Raw genomic sequence first — 26,262 nt, 5'->3', positions numbered from 1 at the left:
ATGATCGGCGAAGTGCTGACCACCAGCGAAAGCCTGCGCGTCGCCGTCGGCCAGGTTGCCCGGGTGGTGGACAACACCGCCGAGCGTTCCGGCCGCCAGCAGGAAATGACCGACATGGTCGCCACCGCCGTCCACGAAATGGGCCTCACCGTGCAGGAGATCGCGCAGAACGCCGGCAATGCCGCGCTCGCCTCGCAGACCGCCCGCGACGAGGCTCAGCAGGCGCAGGAAGTGGTCGGCGGCTCAATCCGCCATATCGAAAGCATGTCCGACGAGATCGGTGTCGCGGCCGGCGCGGTCGGCGAGCTGGCCCAGCAGGTGGCGTCCATCGATCAGGTGCTGGCGGTGATCCGCGGCGTGTCCGAACAGACCAACCTGCTGGCGCTCAACGCCGCCATCGAGGCGGCCCGGGCCGGGGACATGGGCCGTGGCTTTGCGGTGGTGGCCGATGAGGTGCGCACGCTGGCGCGGCGCACCCAGGCTTCCACCGACGAAATCCAGCAGATGATCGGCAGCCTCAAGCAAGGCGCGGAAAACGCCGTCTCGTCGATGCGCTCCGGCCAGGCCGCCACCGGCACCGGGGTTGAGTCGAGCCAGCGCACCGGCGCGTCGCTGACCGCCATCACCGGGCAGGTGGAACGCATCAGCGACATGAACCATCAGGTGGCGACGGCGACCGAAGAGCAGTCGGCGGTGACCGAAGAGATCAACCGCAACGTTCAGGGCATTTCCGATCTGGCCCGGGCCACGGCGGGAGAGGTCAGGGCGTGCCGCGAGGACTGTCAGATGCTGCGGCGCCTGGCCGATGACCTGGCGCGGCAGATGGGCGGGTTCAAGCTGAGTTGATGGGGTCGACGCCATCGCCAGCAGGCTGGCTCCCACATTGGAGCGCGTTCTCCTGTGGGAGCCAGCCTGTTGGCGAATGGCCCTCAAAAACCACACATGACTTGGATCAGAACCAGGCGTCCTGCATGGCCAGGCAGGTATCGTCCCGAGCCTCCAGCAAGGTCAGCTCATGGTGGCACCCCGGCACCTCCCAGGTCAGGAAATACCGCGCCGCCTGCAGCTTGCCCTGATAGAAGTCGGCGTCCGCCGCATTGCCCTTGGCCAGGCCTTCCTCGGCACGGATCGACTGCTCCAGCCAACGCCAGCCGATCACCGCGTGGCCGAACACTTTCAGGTACAGCGCCGAATTCGCCAGGCTGCCGTTGACCTTGCCTTGGGCCAGGTCGGTCAGCAGGCCGAGGGTCAAGCCTTGGAGGCGGGCCACCAGTTTCTCCAACGGCTCACGCAGCGGCGTGAGCGCATCGAACGCTTGGGCGCGTTCGGCGGTGTCGGCGATCAGGCGGATCAGTTGCTTGAGCCCCGCGCCGCCGTTCTGCGCCAGTTTGCGCCCGAGCAAGTCGAGGGACTGGATGCCGTGGGTGCCCTCGTGGATCGGGTTCAGGCGGTTGTCGCGGTAATACTGCTCCACCGGGTATTCACGGGTGTAGCCGTGGCCGCCGAGGATCTGGATCGCCAGTTCGTTGGCCTTCAGGCAAAACTCCGACGGCCAGGATTTGACGATCGGCGTCAGCAGGTCCAGCAACTCATGGGCCTGCTTGCGCCCGTCTTCGGTCTCGAGCGTGGTGGTGTCGTCGAACAGTCGGGCGGCGTACAGGCCGAGGTCGAAGGCGCCTTCCACATAGGCCTTCTGGGTCAGCAGCATGCGCCGCACGTCCGCGTGGCGGATGATCGCCACCGGCGCCGTGGTCGGATCCTTGCTGTCCGGCAGCCGCCCTTGCGGCCGTTCGCGGGCGTATTCCAGCGAATAGAGGTAGCCGGCGTAACCGAGCATCACCGCGCCCATGCCGACGCCGATCCGCGCCTCGTTCATCATCTGGAACATGTAGCTCAGGCCGTGGTGCGGCTTGCCCACCAGATAGCCGACGCACTCGCCGTTGTCGCCGAAGTTCAGCGCCGTGGAGGTGGTGCCGCGCCAGCCCATCTTGTGGAACAGCCCGGCCAGCAGCACGTCGTTGCGTTTGCCGAGGCTGCCGTCGTCGTTGACCAGGAACTTGGGCACGATGAACAGCGAAATGCCTTTCACGCCCGGCGGCGCGTCCGGCAGCTTGGCCAGCACCATGTGCACGATGTTTTCCGACAGCGGATGGTCGCCGCCGGAAATGAAGATCTTGTTGCCCTTCAGGCGGTAGGTGCCGTCGGCCGCCGGTTCGGCGCGGGTGCGGATGTCCGACAGCGACGAGCCGGCGTGGGGCTCGGTCAGGGCCATGGTGCCGAAGAAGCGGCCGTCGATCATCGGCTCCAGGAAGCGCTGCTTCTGCTCCTCGGTGCCGAAGCTCTCGATCAGGTTGGCCGCGCCCATGGTCAGGAACGGGTACGAGGTGGTCGCCGCGTTGGCCGACTGGAAATGCGCGAAGCAGGCCTGGGACAGCAGCGTCGGCAACTGCATGCCGCCGGCCTCGAAACTGCGCGCCGCATTGAGGAAGCCGGCCTCCAGGAACGCGTCCACCGCCGGCTTCACTTCAGGAATCAGGATCGCCTGGCCGTTCTCGTAGCGCGGTTCGTTCTCGTCGCCCTTGCGGTTGTGCGGCGCAAAGCGCTGCTCGGCGATGCTGCGGGCGGTGTCGATGGCGGCGTCGAAGGTTTCGCGGCTGTGTTCGGCAAACCGCTCGCGCCGGGTCAGACCTTCGGCGTCGAGGACTTCGTACAGCTCGAAAGCCAGATTGCGGGAACTGAGCAGCGTCTCGGACATGGCGGCCTACCTGTATTTGGAATGGATCGAGTCTAGGTGTGCGAATAAAGGCTGAACAGGAAGATTGATAACGGTGATGGAGAGGCAAAAAAAATGGGCGCCGGTGAGGGCGCCCATTTTTATGTGGCTGGCAGAGTCGCTGATTAACCGATAGTCATCAGACTGGCGTTGCCGCCCGCCGCGGCGGTGTTGACGCTCAACGCCCGCTCGATCACCAGACGCTCCAGCGCAATGTTGGTCTCGCCCTGGGACAGGCCCTGGACGCCGACGATCGCGCCGCTGCGCTTGGCCACCTGCTCGCACACCGCGCGCAGCTGGTCGGAATGACCGTGGTGCAGCACGGCGTCGAACATCGTCTCGTCCTTGTTCCAGTCGGCCACGCGCTTGATCCGCGCCTGAATGTCCTTCGGCAGGCGTGCGAACAATGCCTTGCTGGTGTCGGACTCCGGCCAGACCGCCGAGCCGCCCACCGCCAGCACCGCGGCCAGCTGGGTCAGCAGGTCGCCTTCGATGTCCGCCAGGCACAGCACGTGCTCGCGCGGCAGGATCGTGTAGCTGTTGCGCTCGCCGGTCGGGCCGGCCAGCACGCGGGTGATGCCGCTCTGCGATTGGGCGCCGTACTGCACGCACAGGGTGCTGAGGTCAGCGTACTGGTTGCTGTCGGCCCAGGCCTTCAGGGCGGCCAGCGGCTTGGCCATGGCGTCGCGCAGGCGCACGTCCGGCGCGTTGGTCGCGTCGCCGCGGGCGAACGACTGCCCGATGGCGTCGGCCGGGCGGGTGGACAGCAGGCGGTACAGGTACAGCGGGCCGCCGGCTTTCGGGCCGGTGCCCGACAGGCCTTCGCCGCCGAACGGCTGGACGCCGACCACGGCGCCGACGATGTTGCGGTTGACGTAGACGTTACCGGCGTTGACGTTGTCGATCACCTTGGCGATGGTCTCGTCGATGCGGGTGTGCACGCCCAGGGTCAGGCCGTAGCCGGAGGCGTTGATCTGGCCGATCAGCTGGTCGATGTCCTTGCGCTTGTAGCGCACTACGTGCAGCACCGGGCCGAAGATTTCGCGCTGCAGCTCGTCGAAGCTTTCCAGCTCGATCAGGGTCGGCATGACGAAGGTGCCGCGCTTGACTTCCTCGGCGTCGGCGATGGCCACCTGGTACACGCTGCGGCCTTTGTCGCGCATGCCCTGGATGTGCTTCTCGATGCCGGCCTTGGCTTCGGCGTCGATGACAGGGCCGATGTCCACGGCCAGGCGCTCAGGGTTGCCGAGACGGGATTCGGCCATCGCGCCCTTGAGCATTTCGATGACGCGGTCGGCGGAGTCTTCCTGCAGGCACAGCACGCGCAGGGCCGAGCAACGCTGGCCGGCGCTGTCGAACGCCGAGGACACCACGTCGATCACCACCTGTTCGGTCAGCGCCGAAGAGTCGACGATCATCGCGTTCTGGCCGCCGGTCTCGGCGATCAGCGGGATCGGACGGCCCTGGTTGTCCAGGCGGCCGGCGATGTTGCGCTGCAGCAGGCGCGCCACCTCGGTGGAGCCGGTGAACATCACGCCTTTGACGCGCTCGTCGCCCACCAGGCCGGCGCCGACGGTTTCGCCGCGGCCCGGCAGCAGTTGCAGCACGCCTTCCGGAATCCCGGCTTCGAGCAGCAGGCGCACGGCCTGGGCGGCCACCAGCGGGGTCTGTTCGGCCGGCTTGGCCAGCACCGGGTTACCGGCGGCCAGCGCGGCGGCGACCTGGCCGCTGAAGATCGCCAGCGGGAAGTTCCACGGGCTGATGCACACCACAGGGCCCAGCGGACGGTGGGCGTCGTTGCTGAAGTCATTGCGGGCCTGCACGGCGTAGTAGCGCAGGAAGTCGACGGCTTCGCGGACTTCGGCGATGGCGTTGGCGAAGGTCTTGCCGGCTTCGCGGGCCAGCAGGCCCATCAGCGGCTGGATCTCGGCTTCCATCAGGTCGGCGGCGCGCTCGAGGATCGCGGCGCGTTCGGCCGGCGGGGTGGCCTGCCAGATCGGCGCGGCGCTCAGGGCGCACTGGATCGCATTGTTGACGTCGTCGACGGTGGCTTCCTGCACGTGGCCGACCACGTCGCGGTGGTCCGCCGGGTTCAGCACCGGCGCCGGCGCTTCGTTGCTGGAGGCGCAGCCGAGCATCGGCGCGGCTTTCCAGTTGTTGTGCGCGGTGGCCAGCAGGGCGCAGGACAACGACGCCAGACGGTGTTCGTTGGCCATGTCGATGCCGCTGGAGTTGGCGCGCTCGGAGCCGTACAGGTCACGCGGCAGCGGAATGCGCGGGTGCGGCAGGCCGAAGCCGCCTTCCACGGTGGCCATCTGCTCGATGCTTGCGACCGGATCGGCCACCAGTTCCTGGATCGAGATCGACTGGTCGGCGATGCGGTTGACGAACGAGGTGTTCGCGCCGTTTTCCAGCAGGCGGCGCACCAGGTAGGCGAGCAGGGTCTCGTGGGTGCCGACCGGGGCGTACACGCGGCACGGACGGTTCAGCTTGCCTTCGGCGACCTTGCCCACGACTTGTTCGTACAGCGGTTCGCCCATGCCGTGCAGGCACTGGAACTCGTACTGGCCCGGGTAATAGTTCTGGCCGGCGATGTGGTAGATGGCCGACAGCGTGTGGGCGTTGTGGGTGGCGAACTGCGGGTAGATGACTTCCGGCACCGACAGCAGTTTGCGGGCGCAGGCGATGTAGGAAACGTCGGTGTACACCTTGCGGGTGTAGACCGGGTAGCCTTCCAGGCCTTCGAGCTGGGCGCGCTTGATCTCGCTGTCCCAGTACGCGCCTTTCACCAGGCGGATCATCAGGCGGTGGCGGCTGCGGCGCGCCAGGTCGATGACGTAGTCGATCACGTACGGGCAGCGCTTCTGATAGGCCTGGATCACGAAGCCGATGCCGTTCCAGCCGGTCAGCTGCGGCTCGAAGCACAGGCGTTCCAGCAGGTCCAGCGACAGTTCGAGGCGGTCGGCCTCTTCGGCGTCGATGTTCAGGCCGATGTCGTACTGCTTGGCCAGCAGGGTCAGCGACAGCAGGCGCGGGTACAGCTCGTCCATCACGCGCTCGTACTGGGCACGGCTGTAGCGCGGGTGCAGGGCGGACAGCTTGATCGAGATGCCCGGGCCTTCATAGATCCCACGGCCGTGGGAGGCTTTGCCGATCGAGTGGATGGCTTGTTCGTACGAGGCCAGGTACTTCTGGGCGTCGTGTTCGGTCAGCGCGGCTTCGCCGAGCATGTCGTAGGAGTAGCGGAAGCCCTTGGCTTCGAACTTGCTCGCGTTGGCCAGCGCTTCGGCGATGGTTTCGCCGGTGACGAACTGCTCGCCCATCAGGCGCATGGCCATGTCCACGCCCTTGCGGATCATCGGCTCGCCGCTCTTGCCGATGATGCGGCTCAGGGACGAGGTCAGGCCCGCTTCGTTGTGGGTGGAGACCAGCTTGCCGGTCAGCAGCAGGCCCCAGGTGGCGGCGTTGACGAACAGCGACGGGCTGTTGCCCAGATGCGGCTGCCAGTTGCCGGTGCTGATCTTGTCGCGGATCAGGGCGTCGCGGGTGCCCTTGTCCGGGATGCGCAGCAGCGCTTCGGCCAGGCACATCAGCGCCACGCCTTCCTGGGACGACAGGGAGAATTCCTGCAGCAGGCCCTGGACGATGCCGGCACGGCCGCCGGCGCTCTTCTGGTTGCGCAGTTTTTCCGCGATGGTCGCGGCGAGCTTGTTGGTGGCTTCGGCCATCGGCGCCGGCAGGCGGGCCTGTTCGATCAGCATCGGCACCACTTCCGGCTCGGGGCGGCGGTAGGCGGCGGTGATCGCGGCGCGCAGCACCGATTGCGGCAGGATGCTTTCGGCGAATTCGAGGAAGCATTGGTGGGCATGGTCCACGTGGACTTCGCCCGCGTCATCGGCGTCCTTGACGGCCAGGCCGTTGAGCTCGTTCAGGGTTGCACCACCCTCGAGTTTTTCCAGGTAATTGAAAATCGCCTGTTTGATCAGCCAGTGCGGCGTGCGGTCAATCGAGGTCGCGGCGGCTTTCAGGCGCTCGCGGGTCGGGTCGTCGAGTTTGACCCCAAGGGTGGTGGTAGCCATATTCTTATCCTCATAGGTGCCGCAATTGCGCGGCAACAGCTGGCGGCAAGATTAGCTTCGGCCCGGAAGAGGTGCAACCGGGTGCAACCCATTTTTTGTCGGAATTATCGGCAGCTCGTCAGGAATTATTTTCTGGCTTGAAGTGACCGCTCTAGCGTGCTGCTTTCGCGGGGGCGTCGTGCAGACAATGCGCCAGGCTGGGGGCAAAAACAGTCGTTTCGTCCGAAAAAGCGATGTAGGTGCAACTGATTCCCAAGAAACAGGTTGCACCTGTTCTGTTTTGTTGCATAGGATTCGCGCCCTAGGTGCAACCGGGACAACCCGGTGCATCGGCCGATGGCTTTCCTGGGGAAACATCGGTCATAAATGCGCGGCCGTGCATTTCGTCCTTCAGGCGTCAGTCTGCAGACGGTGCAACCGCCGCCGCTACATAAAAACAAAGCCAGGGCCGAAACGTAATGAGCGCAAGCAATCCAACACTGATCACGTTCGTGATCTACATCGCAGCAATGGTGCTGATCGGCTTCATGGCCTATCGCTCCACCAACAACCTCTCCGACTACATTCTTGGCGGCCGCAGCCTCGGCAGCGTCGTGACGGCCCTGTCCGCCGGTGCCTCCGACATGAGCGGCTGGCTGCTGATGGGCCTGCCGGGCGCCATCTACATGTCCGGCCTGTCCGAAAGCTGGATCGCCATCGGCCTGATCGTCGGCGCCTACCTGAACTGGCTGTTCGTCGCCGGCCGCCTGCGGGTGCAGACCGAGCACAACGGCGATGCGCTGACCCTGCCGGACTACTTCGCCAGCCGTTTCGAAGACAAGAGCGGCCTGCTGCGGATCATCTCGGCGGTGGTGATCCTGGTGTTCTTCACCATCTATTGCGCGTCCGGCATCGTGGCCGGCGCCCGCCTGTTCGAAAGCACCTTCGGCATGTCCTACGAGACCGCGCTGTGGGCCGGCGCTGCGGCGACCATCGCCTACACCTTCGTCGGCGGCTTCCTGGCGGTGAGCTGGACCGACACCGTCCAGGCCACCCTGATGATCTTCGCCCTGATCCTCACGCCGATCATCGTGCTGTTGGCCACCGGCGGCGTGGACACCACGTTCCTGGCCATCGAGGCCAACGACCCGAGCAACTTCGACATGCTCAAGGGCACCACCTTCATCGGCATCATCTCGCTGATGGGCTGGGGCCTGGGCTACTTCGGCCAGCCGCACATCCTGGCGCGCTTCATGGCCGCCGACTCGGTGAAATCCATCGCCAACGCCCGCCGCATCTCCATGACCTGGATGATCCTGTGCCTGGGCGGCACCGTGGCGGTGGGCTTCTTCGGCATCGCTTACTTCTCGGCCAACCCGGCCGTGGCCACTCCGGTCAGCGAGAACCATGAGCGTGTGTTCATCGAACTGGCCAAGCTGCTGTTCAACCCGTGGATCGCCGGTGTGCTGCTGTCGGCCATCCTGGCGGCGGTGATGAGCACGCTGAGCTGCCAGCTGCTGGTGTGCTCGAGCGCCCTGACCGAAGACTTCTACAAGACCTTCCTGCGCAAGTCCGCTTCGCAGCTGGAACTGGTGTGGGTCGGCCGCGCCATGGTGCTGCTGGTGGCGCTGATCGCCATCGCCATGGCGGCCAACCCGGAAAACCGCGTGCTGGGTCTGGTGTCCTACGCCTGGGCCGGTTTCGGTGCGGCGTTCGGCCCTGTCGTGCTGATTTCGGTGATCTGGAAGGGCATGACCCGCAACGGCGCCCTGGCCGGCATCCTGGTCGGCGCGGTGACCGTGATCGTGTGGAAGCATTTCGAACTGCTGGGCCTGTACGAAATCATCCCGGGCTTCATCTTCGCCAGCCTGGCGATCTACCTGGTCAGCCTGATGGGCCAGCCGAGCGCCGGCATGGTTCAGCGCTTCGAGGCGGCCGAGCAGGATTACCACCTGAACAAGTGAGGGCGACGGGCTGAGCCTCAGCCCATTGCCTGACCTGAAAACGGCCCGTCTCCCCCCGGAGGCGGGCCGTTTTTCATGCCTGCAATTTTTCAAGAGTATTGGAGAACCCTGTGGGAGCTGGCTTGCCAGCGATGGCGGCGTGTCGGTCAGCGAACAGTCGAATCTGCCGACCTCATCGCTGGCAAGCCAGCTCCCACAGATTCAGCGATGTATTTGAGGGATGTGTCTGTAGTTGAAAGCGCTGATTTTTGAAGGGGAGATCGAAGTTTCAAGTAGGGCAAATCTGATTTTCCTGTCACTGGCTCTCCAGTCTTGGCCCCTCATGCAGAATCGCCCGCCTTCATTCTGCAGAGACACATCGGATGTTCGCGCCTGCCCATCAACCGCGTTTCACGTTGACCCTCGAAGGCGCCCACTATGACCTCAAAGTGCTTGAGTTCACGGGCAAGGAAGCCATCAGCCAACCTTTTCGCTTCGACCTGGAACTGGTCAGCGAACGACCGGACCTGGATCTCGAAAGCCTGCTGCACCGTCAGGCGTTTCTGAGTTTCGGTGTGCAAGGATCCGGCATCCACGGTCAGATCCATCGCGTCGGCCAAGGGGATTCGGGCAAGCGTCTGACCCGCTATCACGTCAGCCTCGTTCCGCGCCTGGCGTACCTCGGGCACCGGATCAACCAACGGATCTTCCAGCGGCAGAGCGTCCCGCAGATCGTGGCGCAAGTGCTCAAGGATCACGGGATCCTGCGCGATGCCTTCGAATTCCGTCTGGGCAGCGAATACCCGCCCCGGGAATACTGCGTGCAATACGCCGAAAGCGACCTGACGTTCATTCAGCGGCTGTGCGGCGAAGTCGGCATTCACTTCCACTTTCAGCACAGCCCGGAAGGGCATCTGCTGGTGTTCGGCGATGACCAGACCGTGTTTCCCCGCCTGGCCGGGGCGACGCCCTACCTGCCGGGCAGCGGCATGGCCGCCGCGGCGCCGGCGGTCAAGCGCCTGAGTGTCCGGGTCGAGACCCGCACCAGCGTGGTCACCCGCCGTGACTACGATTTCGAAAAGCCGCAGCTGTCCCTGGAGGCCCGGGTCGACAGCGAGCAGCGGCCGGTGCTGGAGGACTATCACTTTCCCGGCCAGTTCACCGAGCGGGAGGCCGGCAAGCGAATGGCCCGGCGAACCCTGGAGCGGCACCTGGCCGACCACTGCCTGGCGGAGGGGCACAGCGACGAATCCGCGTTGCTCAGCGGACATTTCCTGCAACTGATCGAGCATCCACGCCAGGACTGGAACGACCTGTGGCTGTTGACCGCCGTCGAGCACCGGGGGCGCCAGCCACAGGTGCTGGAGGAATCGGTCACCAGCGACGGGGAAGCGTTCCAGGGTTACCGCAACACTTTTCTCGCCACGCCGTGGGACGTCTTCTTCCGCCCGTCAGCGGTTCCGGAAAAACCGCGGATGTCCGGCTACCAGCCGGCGGCCGTCACCGGGCCGAAAGACAGCGAGATCCACTGCGACGAGTACGGGCGGATCAAGGTGCAACTGGCCTGGGACCGGGACGGCGAACTCAATGAGCATTCCAGTTGCTGGCTGCGGGTCGCCACCGGTTGGGCCCACGACCGCTACGGCAGCGTGCTGATCCCGCGGGTCGGCATGGAAGTGCTGGTGGGGTTCGTCGATGCCGACGCGGACAAGCCGCTGGTCATGGGCTGCCTGCCGAACGCCGCCACCCCAGTGCCGCTGGAGCTTCCGGCAGACAAGACCCGCAGTGTGTTCCGCAGCCAGAGCAGCCCCGGCGGCGGGGGCTACAACGAACTGCGCATCGAGGACCGCAAGGGCGCCGAGGAAATCTACCTGCGCGCCCAGCGCAACTGGACGCAGCATGTGCTGCACGACCAACAGGTGCGGGTGGACAACCAGCGCAGCGTCGTCGTCACCGGTCTGGCGAAGCACGAACTGAAGGCCGACGAACAGCGCATCACCCACGGCCGGCGCCAGGCCGAGGTGAAGCAGGACGACCACCTCACGGTGACCGGCGACCGGCATGTCCGCGTGAGCAGTCAGGCGTTCAGCGCCAGTGCACAGTTCCACGTCAGCGCCGGCCAGCAGGTGGTGATCGACGGCGGCGCCAGCGCGACGATCCAGGCGGGCGGACAGTGGATCAATATCGGCCCCGGCGGGATCTTCAGCAGCGTGCCGATCCAGGTGGGCGGCGCGCCGATGGCGCCGATGGCGGCGGCCCCGGCGGTGGCGGGGCAGGCGGCGGGGTTGGCGGCAGCGCCGGCGGCGATCCTGACCGCCGCGCAAATCATGAGCCTGAAAAGTGATGCGCCGTTCTGCGAAGAGTGCGAGCGGTGCAAGGAGGGAATCTGTGCGACCTGATCAATGGCTGGCGGCTGAGCCGCTGAAGCCTTCGGAACAGTTGTTTGCGGTGTTGAGCGGTGCCAGCGCGGGAGAGCCGCTCAAGGCTTGGCCCTCGCAGGCGCCGACACCGGTCTGGGCGGAAACGGCATTTTCCGAGTGGGAAGCGGTAATGCCTTACGTGGGAGTCGTTGCCGCCGACAGTGAGTTTCTGGAATGGGCGGCGAGCACCGAGTCTGAGGATTGGGGGTGGCTGGGGGTGTCCTCGGCAAGCCTTGAAGAAGTGGCCGCGCATCTTTGCAGCCTGACGCAAGTGCTTCTGTCGGATGGGCGCCCGGCGTTCTTCCGGTTCTGGGACGGGCGCTTCCTATTGCCGATCCTGGCGTCGCCTGAGGTCGATGCGGAGACGCTGCTGGCGGTCTTCGGGCGTGCCCTGGTCAATGGCCGGGCGGTGACGGTCGGTGGCCGGGGGCAAGCCTCGGGGTGTGCCTTTCCTTGGTGGCGGGTGCCGCAAGGGCTGCTGGCGTCGTTCGGCGGCGATGTCCGGATGCGCAACGCTTTGCAGTGGCTGAACGAGGCGCATCCGGCGCTGGCCCAGGCATTTCCGGCCGATGTGCTGCGCCACAAGGTCGCAAGGTTTTATCGGGTTTCGGTGTCGCAAGAGGCGTCGGAAACGGCGCTGCTGGATTACCTGTTGGAGGAAACGCAGTGAGGTTGGCGGGCGAGGGGCCTTAGCGGCCCGTTCGGCTGCGGCCCCCTGACTTGCCGCCCGGTAAAAGGTAAACTTTGCGGCCCTCGCAGGAGCCACCATGAATTATCGTCACGCCTTCCATGCCGGCAACCACGCCGATGTGTTCAAACACCTGACCTTGACCCGCCTCATCGCCCTGATGTCGCGCAAGGAGCAGCCGTTTGCCTATCTCGACAGCCACGCCGGCATCGGCCTGTATGACCTGCAGGGCGATCAGGCCAACCGCACCGGCGAATACCTGGAAGGCATCGCACGGTTGTGGAACCAGCCTGACCTGCCGGCGCTGACCGCCGACTACATGCAGGTGCTGCACGAGATGAACCCGGACGGCCAGCTGCGCTACTACCCCGGCTCGCCGGAACTGGCGCGGCGCCTGACCCGGCCGCAGGACCGGGTGTTGCTCAACGAGAAGCACCCGCAGGACGGCGTGCTGCTCAAGGACAACATGAAGGGCGACCGTCGGGTGGCGGTGCACCTGGGCGAAGGCTGGCACGTGGCGCGGGCGCTGCTGCCGGTGGCCGAAAAACGTGCGGTGATGCTGATCGATCCGCCGTTCGAGAAGCTCGACGAGATGCAGCGCTGCGCCGCTTCCCTGAAAGAGGCGATCTCGCGGATGCGTCAGACCGTGGCGGCGATCTGGTACCCGGTGAAGGACCAGCGCGCCCTGCGCCGTTTCTACCAGGACCTGGCCGGCACCGGCGCACCGAAACTGCTGCGGGTCGAACTGCTGGTGCATCCCCTGGACACGCCCAACAGCCTGAACGGCTCGGGACTGGCGATCGCCAATCCGCCGTGGGGGCTGGAAGAGGAGTTGCGCGAGCTGCTGCCGTGGCTGTCCAAGAAGCTTGGGCAGACCCAGGGCGGCTGGCAGATGGATTGGTTGATCGCCGAGAGCTGATCAACATTTAACCAGTTGTGGCGAGGGAGCAACGCCCTCGCCACGGTTTCAAGCTTAGTTGCCCGCCAGGCTCGGCGGCATGCACACGCCGGTGCCGCCGATTCCGCAGTAGCCTTCCGGGTTCTTCGCCAGGTACTGCTGGTGATAGGCCTCGGCGAAGTACACGGTCGGGGCCTGCTCGATCTCGGTGCTGATCTCGCCCAGGCCGGCCTTGTTCAGCTCGGCCTGGTACACGGCCTTGCTCTTGTTCGCCGCATCCAGCTGCTCCGGGGTGGTGGCGTAGATCACCGAACGGTACTGGGTGCCGATGTCGTTGCCCTGGCGCATGCCCTGGGTCGGGTTGTGCAGTTCCCAGAACATGTTCAGCAGGTCCTGGTAGCTGACTTTCGCCTTGTCGAACACCACCAGCACCACTTCGGCGTGAGCGGTCAGGCCCGAGCAGACTTCTTCGTAGGTCGGGTTCGGCGTGTAGCCGCCGGCGTAGCCGACCACGGTGCTGACCACGCCCTCGCGCTGCCAGAAGCGGCGCTCGGCGCCCCAGAAGCAACCCAGGCCGAAAATGGCGAACTCGACATCGTCGAAGAACGGGCCGAGCAGCGGGGTGTCTTTGAAGACGAAATGGTTTTCGGGCAGGGCCATCGGGGTTTCTCGGCCGGGCAGGGCTTGATCTTGAGTCGGTAGCACGTTTTTGTTCACCAGAATTTCCGAGCGCAGAACCATGATCGTTCCTCTCAGTCAGGATGGGATGTTCAATCAGCAGACCGCCAGTGTGCCCAATGATGCCGAGTTAATCACTAGCCAAACGATGTGGGATTGGCCCATCCGGGCCGGGGCAGGTCTTACAGGGACAGCGGGCCGCGCGGGTAGCGCTTGAGCGTGCCGATCAGTTCGGCGCCGGGGATCGGCCGGTCGAACAGGTAGCCCTGGCCGACGTCGCAGCGGTGGCGGCGCAGGAACGCCAGCTGCTCGGCGGTCTCGATGCCTTCGGCCACCACCTTCAGCTTCAGGTTGTGGGCCATGGCGATCACGGCGGAAGTGATTTCCATGTCGTCCTGGTTGTCCGGGATCTCATGGATGAAGCTGCGGTCGATCTTGATGATGTCGATCGGGAATTTCTTCAGGTAGCTGAGCGACGAGTAGCCGGTGCCGAAGTCGTCCATGGCCAGGGTCAGGCCCAGGCGCTTGAGCTGGTCGAGCTGCAGGTGGGTGTCTTCGGTGGCCTCCAGCAGCAGGCCTTCGGTCAGTTCCAGTTCCAGCAGGTTGGCCGGCAGCGCTTCTTCCTTGAGGATGTTGGCGATGGACGCCACCAGGTCCGGGTCGGAGAACTGCTTGGGCGACAGGTTGATCGCCACCTGCAGGTTGCCCAGGCCGGCGGCGGTCAGGGCCTTGCTCATGCGGCAGGCCTGGCGGGCGATCCATTTGCCGATCGGGATGATCAGCCCGGTTTCTTCGGCGACGCTGATGAACTGATCCGGGCGGATCATGCCGCGCTCCGGGTGATTCCAGCGCAGCAGCGCTTCCATGCCCAGCAGCCGGCCGCTGCGCAGGCACAGCTTGGGCTGGTAGAACACGTCCAGTTCGTTCTGGGTCAGGGCCCGGCGCAGGTTGTTCTCGACGAACAGCTTGTAGCTGGCCTCGGCGTTCAAGGCTTCGGTGAACACCTGCACCTGATGCTTGCCGTTGGCCTTGGCCTTGTGCAGCGCCAGGCCCGCGTTGCGCATCAGGGTCTGCGGATCGCGGCCGTGCAGCGGCGCGCTGGCCAGGCCCACGGAACCGGTGACGCTGATCAGCTGGTTGTCGACGAACATCGGTTTGTCGAGGGTCATCAGCAGCTGGCTGGCGATCTGTTGGCCGGCCTCAAGGTCGGTGTTGTCCAGCAGCACCGCGAATTCGTTGCTGGCGAACCGCGCCAGGCTGCCGCTCGGGCTCAGGCTGTTGCGCAGGCGCCGGGCCAGGCTGATCAGCAGCTTGTCGCCGGTCTGGTGGCCGAGGCTGTCGTTGATCCGCTTGAAGTTGTCGATGTCCACCAGCAGCAGGCTGATCGGGGTATCGCTGTCTCGGGCGAAGCGCTCGTCCAGGTTGCGGATGAACGCGGGGCGGTTGCCCAGGTTGGTCAGGTTGTCGGTGTAGGCCAGGCGTTCGATGCGCTGCTGCGCCAGCTTGCTCTGGGTGATGTCTTCGTAGATGCCGATGTAATGGGTCAACTCGCGGTTGTCGCCGTAGACCTTGGAGATCGACAGTTGCCCCCAGTACGGTTCGAGGTTCTTGCGCCGGCTCTTGAATTCGCCCTGCCAACTGTTGCTCTTGGCCAGCGCCGACGGCGCGTCGAACAGCAGCTCGCTGAGGTTCTCCAGGGCCGGCAGCTCAGACAGGCGCTGGCCGTGAACTTCCTCGGTGGTGTACTGGGTGATGGCGGTGAAGCTGGGGTTGACGTACTCGACCACGCCTTCGCAGTTGACCAGCAGAAAGGCGTTGGCGCTCTGCTCGACCGCTCGCTGGAACAGATGCAGGGCGCTGGTGGCGGTGCGTCGGTTGTGGTTGTTGATGACTTGGGCGAACTGGTCGGCCAGTTCGCCGGCAAAGGCGATCTCGTCGGATTGCCAGGCGCGGGTCACGCCGGTCTGCTCCAGGCAGAGCACGCCGACCACCTGGCCGTCGACCCGGATGCTGGCGTCGAGCATCGCATTGACGTCGCGCGGGCGCAGGGCTTCGGCCATGTCGCGGGTGCGCGGGTCGTGCATCGCATTGTGGGCGTCGATGGCGCGGCTGCTGTGCAGCGCCTCCATGTAGTCGGGGAAACCGCTGACGTCGATCACGTCCGGCAGCAGGTATTCCTGGCTGGCGCGGTGGTAGGCCGAGATCGGCACCAACTGTTGGCCTTCGAGGTTCCACAGGCTGGCGCAGTCGATCTCATAGATGTCGCAGGCGCAGCGGGTGATCAGTTCGGCCGCTTCCTGCAGTGAGTTGTGGCTGCTGTAGCGCTGGCGGGCCAGCAGCAGGATCAGGTCTTGCTGGGCGCGCACCCGCTCCAGGTGCTGCAGTTGTTCCTGCTGGGCGCGCTGGTTGAGTTCCAGGGCGATCTGCAGGCGTGAGTTCTGGGTTTCCAGGTCGACGGAGGGCAGCGCCGGCACGTCGTCGAACACATCGTCGACCACCAGCAGGTAACCGCGCAGCAGATGGCGGTTGTGCTGTTTGTAGGCCTCTCCCAGTTCCAGCACGCTCAGCACGCCGGCGGCGGTGTGCAGGGTGTAGCGCACCAGGTAATGGGGGCTCGCGCTCAGTTGCTGCTGGATCGTGTCGTGCAGCTGATAGCGCGCCTCCGGCTCCATCAGGCTGGCGTAGGGCGAGCCGACCAGGGCGCAGAGCTCGACGGCCGGCTGGCCGAACTGGCGTTCGCAGTTGGGGTCGAGGAACAGCATCGCCCAGCTCGCTTCATTCAGGCGCTCGAAACGCAGCATGCCGAGCCGCGAGGGCACAGGCAACTGCGTCACTACCTCGGCCACCATACGGCTGGCGGCATCGGGTTGGCTCTTCATGAAGGGAACTCGCTTGGAAATATGCTGAACGCGCCGGGCTCTCGCCCTCTTTACTGTTGCCTGCGGCAAGGTTGCATCATTGCGGCACCGACTGACAAGAGAGATGAAGGCCAAGTGCTATAAGAATGTGTCGGCTGACCGGCGCATTTCTCCAGCGGGCCGCGAAAAACAATCCGGGGGTGGCGCAAGAGTGCCGTCCCAGAGCCTTTTGCTCACGGAACGGCAGTGCTGGCGGATCAGCGCAGCGGGATGCTGACCGACTGCAGACGCTTGCCGTCGCGGTCGTGATAGTGAACCTGCAGACGGTCGGCCTCCACCACCAGGTGGGCGAAATTGTCCTGGCTGATCACCTGACCGGTCAGTTCATGTCGGTAATCGCCGGTCGCGGTGCAGGCCAGCGGCTTGTCGAGGATGAAGGTGGACGCCTTGGCGTAGGGCAACAGCATGCTGTTGTGCAGCGGCGAGGACACGACGGTGTGCACCTCGAAGTCCGGATCTTCGCTGTGGCTCAGGCGGGCGGTCAGTGAGCCGTGCACGTCGCCGCTGACGAACACGACATTCTCGATCCTGTGCCGGCGGATGGTCTCCAACAGGCGCAGGCGCTGCTCGGGGAAACCCATCCAGGCATCGTCGCCGTTGAGCTTGCGGTCCGGGTAGAACATCACGCTGGTGACCACGAACTTCACCCGCGCCGGGCTGTGGATCAGCCACTTGAGCAGGGCCTGCTCCTGTTCCTCGTCGAGGATGCGCCGGTCGCCGGCTGCCAGGTTGCGCCGGGTGCGGCTGTCGGTCACGAACCATTCGATGTCACCGTCGGCGAACCGATACCAATAGCGTTCGGGTTTCGCGCGATTGATTTGCGACTGTTCATCCAGCTCATGTGCCGGGCTATGGCTGACTTGGTAACTTTCGTAGGCGGCCATGGCATTGCGAAACAACGCGTGATCGTTCTTTGTGGCATTGGCCGGCCAGTTGTCTTCGATCTCGTGGTCATCGAGGATCATGTAAGTGGAAGTGCCGGACATTAGTTGCCGAATGTTCGGTTGAGAGAACGCAGTTCGATACTTTTTATGAATGTCCTCGTGTTCCCGATCCGGCGCGATCCGGTTCAGGTCATCGACATAGACTTGATCCCCGGTCATCAGCATGGCGCTCACCGGCGGTTGCGCATCATGGGCCAGCCGATGGATCGACGCGAAGATCCGGTCACCCAGAGCGGGCAGCGTGGCGATGCCGGCGGTCATCCGCAAGTAGCGGCACGAGCCCACGACATAGGCCCGGGGCTGCGACCGCTTGCCCGAGCGCGTACGCAGGCGATAGGTCGCCCTGGGCCATTGCAGCGGCAACTCCGCGACGCTCTCCACGGTGTGCGCCGGACTCATCGGGCTGAACCAGCCCGCCTGGTATTCGTGTTCGGTGTCTTCGCTCAAGTTGTTGAGCGCCACGACGCCTGACATGTCACTGCATGCATCGAGTTTGACGAAAGTTGCGTTTGACCAACGCGCTTCGCCGATCTTTCGATAGCGGACACCGGCAAATACCGGTGTGTTTCCATTGTGCTCGCCGCGAATGAATATCCGGGCGTGATGAGTTGTTACGTGGCCGAGAATCGGCCCAACGGTCGGTTTGAACATGTTCGAATCCATTCGAATGTAGGTGGAACAAAAAGAAACAGGCAATGAAGTTTCTGGGTGAACTTTTGCGCGCCAAGGTTAGTTGCGGGGCTTAAAAAAATATCGACGGGAAGTCGACCCGGGCTGTGGCCGAAGTCAGCGTGGCTTGTGGGAATAAGCGCTGCGAAGGCGGGTATTCAGGGCAAAAAAAGCCCCGCCAAAGGCGGGGTTGAGGTACGGGCGTGTGGCGCCCGAAATCGTGCGGCGTTCGGCCCTCCGTGGCGGGAGGGCCGAGCGTTTTACAGCAGGATGGTGCGGATGTCCGCCAGCAGGCTGCCCAGGCGCTGGGTGAAGCGTGCGGCGGCGGCGCCGTTGATCACACGGTGATCGTAGGACAGCGACAGCGGCAGCATCAGCTTCGGCTGGAAGGCCTTGCCGTCCCAGACCGGCTGGATGGTTGCCTTGGAGACACCGAGGATCGCCACTTCCGGCGCGTTGACGATCGGCGTGAAGCCGGTGCCGCCAATGTGGCCGAGGCTGGAGATGGTGAAGCAGGCGCCCTGCATCTCGTCCGACGACAGCTTCTTGGTCCGGGCTTTCTCAGCCAGGGAAGCGGCTTCGGCAGCCAGTTGCAGCAGGCTCTTCTGGTCGACGTTCTTGATGACCGGCACCAGCAGGCCATCCGGGGTGTCGACGGCGAAGCCGATGTTCACGTACTTCTTGCGGATGATCGCCTTGCCGCTCGGGGCCAGCGAACTGTTGAAGTCCGGCAGTTCCTTGAGCAGGTGCGCGCAGGTCTTGAGCAGCAGCGGCAGGATGGTCAGCTTGACGCCGGCCTTCTCCGCAACGGCTTTCTGGGCGACGCGGAAGGCTTCCAGCTCGGTGATGTCCGCCGAGTCGAATTGCGTCACGTGCGGCACGTTCAGCCAGCTGCGGTGCAGGTTGGCGGCGCCGACCTGCATCAGGCGGGTCATCGGCACTTCTTCGATCTCGCCGAAGCGGCTGAAGTCCACGGCCGGGATCGGCGGGATGCCCGCGCCGCCGGTCGCGCCGGCAGCGGCGGCCGGGGCTTCCTTGGCCTTCTGCATCATGGCCTTGACGTAGACCTGCACGTCTTCCTTCAGGATGCGACCGTGCGGACCGCTCGGGCTCACGGCGCTCAGCTCGACGCCGAACTCGCGGGCCAGCTGACGCACGGCCGGACCTGCGTGAACCTTGGCGCCCGGTTTGGCTGGGGCGGCGACCGGAGCGGCAGCGGCAGGTGCAGCGGCAGCCGGAGCAGCAGCGGCTGGTGCCGGAGCGCTTGGGGCAGCAGCAGCGGCAGCTGGAGCCGGGGCAGCAGCCGGAGCGGCGCCCTTGACCTTCAGCTTCAGGATCAGGTCGCCGGTGCCGACTTCGTCATCCAGCTTGATGGAGACGCTTTCCACCACGCCGGCGGCAGGCGATGGAATCTCCATGCTCGCCTTGTCGGATTCCAGGGTGATCAGCGACTGGTCGGCTTCGACGCTGTCGCCGGCCTTGACCAGCACTTCGATGATCTTGGCCTTGCCGGCCGAGCCGATGTCCGGAACGTGGATGTCCTGGACGCTGTCGGCCACCGGCGCCGCAGGGGCGGCAGCCGGGGCAGGCGCGGCAGCGGCGGGCGCCGGGGCTGCCGCCTGGGCCGGAGCGGCGGCAGGGGCCGCAGCGCCCGCCACTTCCAGGTCCAGGATCAGGTCGCCGGTGCCGACTTCGTCGTTGAGCTTGACGCTGATGGCCTTGACCACGCCAGCGGCGGGCGACGGGATCTCCATGCTCGCCTTGTCGGATTCCAGGGTGATCAGCGACTGGTCAGCCTCGACCTTGTCGCCGACCTTGACCTGGATCTCGATGATCTGGGCCTTGCCCGACGAACCGATGTCCGGCACGTGCACTTGCTGCACCGAAGCGGCGGCAGGGGCTGCAGCTGCCGCAGGGGCGGCAGCCGGTGCAGCGGCAGGCGCGGCGGCCGGAGCAGCAGGGGCGGCAGGCGCAGGGGCCGCAGCGGCGGCGCCCTCGACTTCCAGCTCCAGCAGCTCGTCGCCTTCCTTCAGGCGGTCGCCCAGCTTCACTTTCAGGCTTTTGATGACGCCGGCCTTCGGGGCCGGCACTTCCATGCTGGCCTTGTCCGATTCCAGGGTCAGGATGCTCTGGTCGGCTTCGATGCGGTCGCCGACCTTCACAAACAGTTCGATTACTTCACCTTCACCGCTGCCGATGTCAGGTACGCGAATGAGTTCGCTCACAGAGTTTCTCCTCAGCAGTCCAGTGGGTTGCGTTTTTCCGGGTCGATGCCGAACTTGACGATGGCCTCGGCCACCACCTTAGGTTCGATATCGCCGCGGTCAGCCAGGGCTTCCAGGGCTGCCAACACCACGAAATGACGGTCGACTTCGAAGAAATGACGCAGTTTCTTGCGGCTGTCGCTGCGGCCGTAGCCGTCGGTGCCCAGGACCTTGAACTCCTTGGACGGCACCCACTGACGGATCTGCTCGGCGAACAGCTTCATGTAGTCGGTGGAGGCGATGACCGGACCCTTGCGGCCGTTCAGGCACTCTTCGACATAGCTCTTCTTCGGCTTCTGGCCCGGGTGCAGACGGTTGCTGCGCTCTACGGCCAGGCCGTCGCGACGCAGTTCGTTGAAGCTGGTGACGCTCCACACGTCGGCGCCGATGTTGAACTCTTCACGCAGGATCTTCGCCGCTTCGCGCACTTCGCGCAGGATGGTGCCGGAGCCCATCAGCTGAACGTGGTGCGCCGCGTCGCGGGTGTCTTCTTCCAGCAGGTACATGCCTTTCTTGATGCCTTCTTCGGCACCGGCCGGCATGGCTGGCTGCTGGTAGGACTCGTTCATCACGGTGATGTAGTAGAAGACGTCCTGTTGCTCTTCGGTCATCTTCTTCATGCCGTCCTGAATGATCACCGCCAGCTCGTAGCCGTAGGTCGGATCGTAGGTGCGGCAGTTCGGGATGGTCGCGGCCAGCATGTGGCTGTGACCGTCTTCGTGCTGCAGGCCTTCACCGTTGAGGGTGGTGCGGCCGGCGGTGCCGCCGATCAGGAAGCCACGGGTACGGCTGTCGCCGGCGGCCCAGGCCAAGTCGCCGATGCGCTGGAAGCCGAACATCGAGTAGAAGATGTAGAACGGCAGCATCGGCTGGTTGTGGCTGGAGTACGAAGTACCGGCCGCGATGAAGGAGCTCATGGCGCCCGCTTCGTTGATGCCTTCCTCAAGGATCTGACCTTTCTGGTCTTCCTTGTAGAACATCACCTGGTCTTTATCGACCGGCTCGTAGAGCTGACCGACGGACGAGTAGATGCCCAACTGACGGAACATGCCTTCCATGCCGAAGGTACGGGCCTCGTCCGGGATGATCGGCACGATGCGCGGGCCGATTTCCTTGTCCTTGACCAGTTGCGCGAGGATGCGCACGAACGCCATGGTGGTGGAGATCTCACGGTCGCCCGAACCGTCGAGGATGGCCTTGAGGGTGTCCAGGTCCGGGGTCGGCACGCTGAAGCTCTGCGCACGGCGCTGCGGCACGAAACCGCCCAGCGCGGCGCGGCGCTCGGCCAGGTAGCGGGCTTCGGCGCTGCCTTCTTCCGGCTTGAAGAACGGCAGGTTCTCCAGGTCTTCGTCCTTGACCGGGATGTCGAAGCGGTCGCGGAACAGCTTCAGGCTGTCGACGTCGACCTTCTTGGTGTTGTGCGCGGTGTTCTTCGCTTCGCCGGCGCCGGTGCCATAACCCTTGATGGTCTTGGCCAGGACAACGGTCGGCTGGTCTTTGTGGTTGACCGCTTCGTGGTACGCCGCGTAGACCTTGTACGGGTCGTGGCCGCCACGGTTGAGCTTCCAGATCTCGTCGTCGGACAGGTCGGCGACCATGGCCTTGAGTTCAGGCGTGTTGAAGAAGTGCTCGCGGACGAACGCGCCGTCCTTGGCCTTGTAGTTCTGGTATTCGCCGTCGATGACTTCGTCCATGCGGCGCTGCAGGATGCCGTCGACGTCCTTGGCCAGCAGCGGATCCCAGAAACGGCCCCAGATGACTTTGGTCACGTTCCATTGGGCGCCGCGGAACACGCCTTCGAGTTCCTGGATGATCTTGCCGTTGCCGCGGACCGGGCCGTCGAGGCGCTGCAGGTTGCAGTTGATGACGAAGATCAGGTTGTCCAGCTTCTCGCGGCCGGCCAGGGAGATCGCGCCCAGGGATTCCGGCTCGTCGCACTCGCCGTCGCCCAGGAAGCACCAGACTTTCTGCTTGCCCGGCTGGATGAAGCCGCGGTGCTCCAGGTACTTCATGAAGCGCGCCTGGTAGATCGCCTGGATCGGGCCCAGACCCATGGACACGGTCGGGAACTGCCAGAAGTCAGGCATCAGCCATGGGTGCGGGTAGGACGACAGACCGTTGCCGTCGACTTCCTGACGGAAGTTGTTCATCTGGTCTTCGCTGATGCGGCCTTCCATGAACGCACGGGCGTAGACGCCCGGAGAGGTGTGGCCCTGGAAGTAGATCAGGTCGCCGCCGTGCTCGTCGGTCGGGGCCTGGAAGAAGTAGTTGAAGCCGATGTCGTACAGGGTCGCACTGGAGGCGAAGCTGGAGATGTGACCACCCAGGTCAGAATCTTTCAGGTTCGTGCGCATTACCATGGCCATCGCGTTCCAGCGCACCAGCGAGCGAATGCGGCGTTCCATGAACAGGTCGCCTGGCATGCGTGCTTCGTGGGTGACGGGGATCGTGTTGCGGTAAGGCGTGGTGATGGCGTAAGGGAGCTGCGAGCCGCTGCGGGTCGCCAGTTCGCCCATACGGGTCATCAGATAGTGAGCACGGTCTTCGCCTTCTTTGTCGAGAACCGATTCCAGGGCGTCCAGCCATTCCTGGGTTTCGACGGGATCGAGGTCTTGCATGGCTTGCTCCAGGGCGGAAAGGCTTCCAGAATCGGTTGCCTGAGTTGCGACTGGCCTTGTGGGCAGACGATTTAAAATTCTTGGATTGCCGACAGGTTGTTCCGGCGGCGTGTAGTTTTACTACAAATGATCCGGCATTTCAGCCTCCCGGATGTATAGACGAGTAGTAAAACTACAGATGAAAGGCTTGTGGCCTCGGACTGCGTTGTGAGAATAATCGTTAAGCTTGGTCGTTTTCCATCTGAAGAAGGTGAAAGTTTGATGCTGGCTGCCAAAGAGAAAGAAATTTCAGCTATTTCTCACTTTTGTTCGACACTCCTTCGCGTAGCGGTTTTTCACTCGTCACTACAAACGGCCGTTCACACGCCGATCAAGGATAGACCATGACCCTGCCTGCGCTTGCCGAACTGCCCGCCATTCTCCTGCCGTTGGTCAGCCGATCCGAGCAGTCGTTCCGTGCCGCCGTCGGTGTCCTGGACGACGACCATGGCCTTTCGACTTGGACGCCCGAGCGCTGGTCACAATTCGCCCGAGTCACGGCGGCCAGCGACTTCGTCATTGAACAGAGCCTGCGTGACCCTTTGATGTTGCTGTCGCTGGTGCGCTGCGGCGAACTGGACCGGCCGTTCGCCCCCGGCGAGCTGTGCGGGCAGATCGCCGACGCCGTGAGCGCCGCGCAGACCGACGACGAACTGGGGCGTGTCCTGCGCCGCCAGCGCGCCCGGCACCAGGTACGCATCATCTGGCGCGACCTGACCCGCCAGGCCGACCTGGCGCAGACCTGCCGCGACCTCTCGGACATGGCCGACGCCTGCATCGACCAGGCCTACCGCTGGCTGTACGAGCGCCACTGCACCCAGTTCGGCACGCCCACCGGCCGGCGCAGCGGCCAGCCGCAGCCGATGGTGATCCTCGGCATGGGCAAGCTCGGCGCGGTCGAGCTGAACCTGTCGTCCGACATCGACCTGATCTTCGCCTACCCCGAAGGGGGCGAGACCGTCGGCGTGAAACGGCCGCTGGACAACCAGGAATTCTTCATCCGCCTCGGCCAGCGCCTGATCAAGGCCCTCGACCCGATGACCGTCGACGGCTTCGTGTTCCGCGTCGACATGCGCCTGCGCCCTTACGGCTCGTCCGGGGCGCTGGTGCTGAGCTTCAATGCGCTGGAGCAGTACTACCAGGACCAGGGTCGCGACTGGGAACGCTACGCGATGATCAAGGCGCGGGTGGTGGCCGGCGACCAGGCGGCCGGCGCGCAGTTGCTGGAGATGCTGCGTCCGTTCGTGTACCGGCGCTACCTGGACTTCTCCGCCATCGAAGCCCTGCGCACCATGAAGCAGCTGATCCAGCAGGAAGTGCGGCGCAAGGGCATGGCCGACAACATCAAGTTGGGCGCAGGCGGCATCCGCGAAGTCGAGTTCATCGCCCAGGCCTTCCAGCTGATCCACGGCGGCCGCGACCTCAGCCTGCAGCAGCGCCCTCTATTAAAGGTGCTGGCCACGCTGGAGGGGCAAGGCTACCTGCCGCCGGCGGTGGTCAGCGAGTTGCGCGAAGGCTATTTGTTCCTGCGTTACACCGAGCACGCCATCCAGGCGATCGCCGACCGCCAGACCCAGATGCTGCCGGACGGCGCCCAGGACCAGGCGCGCATCGCTTTCATGCTCGGCTTCGCCGATTGGGACGCCTTCCACGAAAAGCTCATGTTCTGGCGCGACCGGGTGGCCTGGCATTTCGCCCAGGTGATCGCCGATCCGGACGAGGAAGAGGGTGCCCCGAGCGAAGTGGCGGTCGGCGGCGAATGGCTGCCGCTGTGGGAGGAGGCCCAGGATGAAGAGGCTGCCTGCCGTCAGCTGGAAGAGGCCGGGTTCGCGGACGCGACCAAGGCCCTGAAGGCGTTGGCCAACCTGCGCGGCAGCGCCCAGTTGCGGGCGATGCAGCGCTTGGGGCGTGAGCGTCTCGATGCCTTCATTCCGCGCCTGCTGGCCCAAGCGGTGGAGCACGACAACCCGGACCTGGTGCTGGAACGGGTGCTGCCGCTGGTCGAAGCGGTGGCCCGGCGTTCGGCCTACCTGGTGCTGCTGACGGAAAACCCCGGCGCCTTGCGCCGCCTGCTGACCCTGTGCGCCGCCAGCCCGTGGATCGCCGAGCAGATCACCCGGTTCCCGCTGCTGCTGGACGAACTGCTCAACGAAGGCCGGCTGTTCAAGCCGCCGCTGGCCCCGGAGCTGGCGGCCGAACTGCGCGAGCGCCTGACCCGGATCCCGGAGGACGACCTCGAACAGCAGATGGAAGCGCTGCGCCACTTCAAGCTGGCGCACCGCCTGCGTGTCGCGGCCTCCGAAATCGCCGGCAGCCTGCCCTTGATGAAGGTCAGCGATTACCTGACCTGGCTGGCCGAGGCGATCCTGGAGCAGGTGCTGGCCCTGGCCTGGCGCCAGACGGTGGCCAAGTACGGTACTCCGCTGCGCACCGACGGCACGTTGTGCGATCCCGGCTTCATCATTGTCGGTTACGGGAAAGTCGGCGGCATCGAGTTGGGGCATGGTTCGGATCTGGACCTGGTGTTCATCCATGACGGCGACCCCCAGGCGGAGACCGACGGGCCGAAGCCGATCGACGGCGCGCAGTTCTTCACCCGGCTGGGCCAGCGGATCATCCATCTGCTGACGGCGCAGACCAACTCCGGCCAGCTCTATGAGGTGGACATGCGCCTGCGGCCGTCCGGGGCGTCGGGCCTGTTGGTGAGTTCGCTGGGGGCGTTCGCCCGTTATCAGGAAAGCGAAGCCTGGACCTGGGAGCATCAGGCCCTGGTGCGGGCGCGGGTGCTGGTGGGCAGCCAGGATGTCGGCCAGGCCTTCGAGGGCGTGCGCGCCCAAGTGCTGGGCAAGGTGCGGGATCCGGCGACGCTGCGTCAGGAAGTCAGCGAGATGCGCGCCAAGATGCGCGACAACCTCGGCAGCAAGGCCACCGCCGCCGGCACCGGGGCGAATGCCTTCGAGGCCACGGCGCCGTTCGACCTCAAGCAGGACGCCGGAGGTATCGTCGATATTGAATTTATGGTGCAATACGCGGCCCTGGCGTGGTCGCAGAAGCACCCGCCGCTGCTGCGCTGGACGGACAACATCCGCATCCTGGAGGAGCTGGAGCACGAAGGGCTGATGCCCGTCGAAGACGCCGCGCTGCTGCGCGAGGCCTACAAGGCCTACCGCTCCGCCGCCCACCGGCAGGCCTTGCAGAAAGAGGCCGGGGTGATACCGGGCGACCAGTTCGCGGACGAACGGCGACAGGTGATGCGGATCTGGCGCGGGCTGGGGTTGAGCTGACACCGCCCTGTCGCCACATTGATTATCCCTGTGGGCGCGAAAGCGGATGGCAGGCCCGCACCGATGCC

13 protein-coding genes are annotated in these 26,262 nt (G+C 64.9%); 6 read left to right on the top strand and 7 right to left on the bottom strand.

All coding sequences use genetic code 11. The annotated features are described in order from the left end of the window. On the top strand, nucleotides 1-846 hold the full coding sequence (locus CAG33_RS29090) for a methyl-accepting chemotaxis protein (protein ID WP_371856122.1): 846 nt from the start codon (nucleotides 1-3) through the stop codon (nucleotides 844-846). Between the two features lie 106 nt (nucleotides 847-952). Here CAG33_RS29090 and CAG33_RS20735 read toward each other — a convergent pair whose 3' ends face one another. Both CAG33_RS20735 and putA read right to left on the bottom strand, forming a co-directional pair. Continuing rightward, on the bottom strand, nucleotides 953-2,755 hold the full coding sequence (locus CAG33_RS20735) for an acyl-CoA dehydrogenase (protein ID WP_085640376.1): 1,803 nt from the start codon (nucleotides 2,753-2,755) through the stop codon (nucleotides 953-955). 143 nt (nucleotides 2,756-2,898) lie between these two features. Further along, nucleotides 2,899-6,852: a trifunctional transcriptional regulator/proline dehydrogenase/L-glutamate gamma-semialdehyde dehydrogenase gene (gene putA, locus CAG33_RS20730; RefSeq protein WP_085640374.1), complete on the bottom strand. Its 3,954-nt coding sequence runs from the start codon at nucleotides 6,850-6,852 to the stop codon at nucleotides 2,899-2,901. Between the two features lie 458 nt (nucleotides 6,853-7,310). Between putA and putP the strand changes: the two genes are divergently transcribed. The 4 genes from putP to CAG33_RS20710 all read left to right on the top strand — a co-directional run bounded on the left by putP (nucleotide 7,311) and on the right by CAG33_RS20710 (nucleotide 12,801). Then, nucleotides 7,311-8,795 carry a sodium/proline symporter PutP gene (putP, locus tag CAG33_RS20725; RefSeq protein WP_085585334.1) on the top strand — a complete coding sequence of 495 codons (1,485 nt, stop codon included), beginning with the start codon at nucleotides 7,311-7,313 and terminating at the stop codon, nucleotides 8,793-8,795. A gap of 362 nt (nucleotides 8,796-9,157) precedes the next feature. Continuing rightward, the gene (locus tag CAG33_RS20720) at nucleotides 9,158-11,173 is read left to right on the top strand and encodes a type VI secretion system tip protein VgrG (protein ID WP_085640372.1); all 2,016 of its coding nucleotides are present in this window, start codon (nucleotides 9,158-9,160) and stop codon (nucleotides 11,171-11,173) included. Next, complete coding sequence (locus CAG33_RS20715) at nucleotides 11,118-11,864, top strand: DUF4123 domain-containing protein (RefSeq protein WP_085585330.1); 747 nt, start codon at nucleotides 11,118-11,120, stop codon at nucleotides 11,862-11,864. The genes CAG33_RS20720 and CAG33_RS20715 overlap by 56 nt, the downstream gene beginning before the upstream one ends. Before the next feature lie 97 nt (nucleotides 11,865-11,961). Next, nucleotides 11,962-12,801 carry a 23S rRNA (adenine(2030)-N(6))-methyltransferase RlmJ gene (locus CAG33_RS20710; RefSeq protein ID WP_085585328.1) on the top strand — a complete coding sequence of 280 codons (840 nt, stop codon included), beginning with the start codon at nucleotides 11,962-11,964 and terminating at the stop codon, nucleotides 12,799-12,801. Nucleotides 12,802-12,855: 54 nt separating this feature from the next. On the opposite strand, the gene msrA is transcribed toward CAG33_RS20710, so the two are convergent. The 5 genes from msrA to aceE form a co-directional block, all read right to left on the bottom strand. Then, entirely contained in the window at nucleotides 12,856-13,521 is a 666-nt protein-coding gene (gene msrA / locus CAG33_RS20705; protein ID WP_085585326.1) for a peptide-methionine (S)-S-oxide reductase MsrA, read from the bottom strand. 119 nt (nucleotides 13,522-13,640) lie between these two features. Continuing rightward, nucleotides 13,641-16,337 carry a GGDEF and EAL domain-containing protein gene (locus CAG33_RS20700; protein WP_085585324.1) on the bottom strand — a complete coding sequence of 899 codons (2,697 nt, stop codon included), beginning with the start codon at nucleotides 16,335-16,337 and terminating at the stop codon, nucleotides 13,641-13,643. A gap of 236 nt (nucleotides 16,338-16,573) precedes the next feature. After that, nucleotides 16,574-17,971: an alkaline phosphatase D family protein gene (locus tag CAG33_RS20695; RefSeq protein ID WP_085640370.1), complete on the bottom strand. Its 1,398-nt coding sequence runs from the start codon at nucleotides 17,969-17,971 to the stop codon at nucleotides 16,574-16,576. Nucleotides 17,972-18,249: 278 nt separating this feature from the next. After that, nucleotides 18,250-20,214, bottom strand: a complete 1,965-nt coding sequence (gene aceF / locus CAG33_RS20690; RefSeq protein WP_085640368.1) for a dihydrolipoyllysine-residue acetyltransferase — start codon at nucleotides 20,212-20,214, stop codon at nucleotides 18,250-18,252. An 11-nt stretch (nucleotides 20,215-20,225) separates the two neighbouring features. Next, nucleotides 20,226-22,871: a pyruvate dehydrogenase (acetyl-transferring), homodimeric type gene (gene aceE / locus CAG33_RS20685; RefSeq protein ID WP_085585318.1), complete on the bottom strand. Its 2,646-nt coding sequence runs from the start codon at nucleotides 22,869-22,871 to the stop codon at nucleotides 20,226-20,228. 383 nt (nucleotides 22,872-23,254) lie between these two features. Between aceE and glnE the strand changes: the two genes are divergently transcribed. Next, nucleotides 23,255-26,194 carry a bifunctional [glutamate--ammonia ligase]-adenylyl-L-tyrosine phosphorylase/[glutamate--ammonia-ligase] adenylyltransferase gene (gene glnE, locus CAG33_RS20680; RefSeq protein ID WP_085640366.1) on the top strand — a complete coding sequence of 980 codons (2,940 nt, stop codon included), beginning with the start codon at nucleotides 23,255-23,257 and terminating at the stop codon, nucleotides 26,192-26,194. Nucleotides 26,195-26,262: the final 68 nt, after the last annotated feature.

Source organism: Pseudomonas sp. B3(2017), from assembly GCF_002113595.1.
GTDB classification, from domain to species: Bacteria; Pseudomonadota; Gammaproteobacteria; order Pseudomonadales; family Pseudomonadaceae; genus Aquipseudomonas; species Aquipseudomonas ekonensis.
The sequence above is the reverse complement of the archived record's forward strand: the minus strand, read 5'-3'. Positions and strand labels throughout refer to the sequence as shown.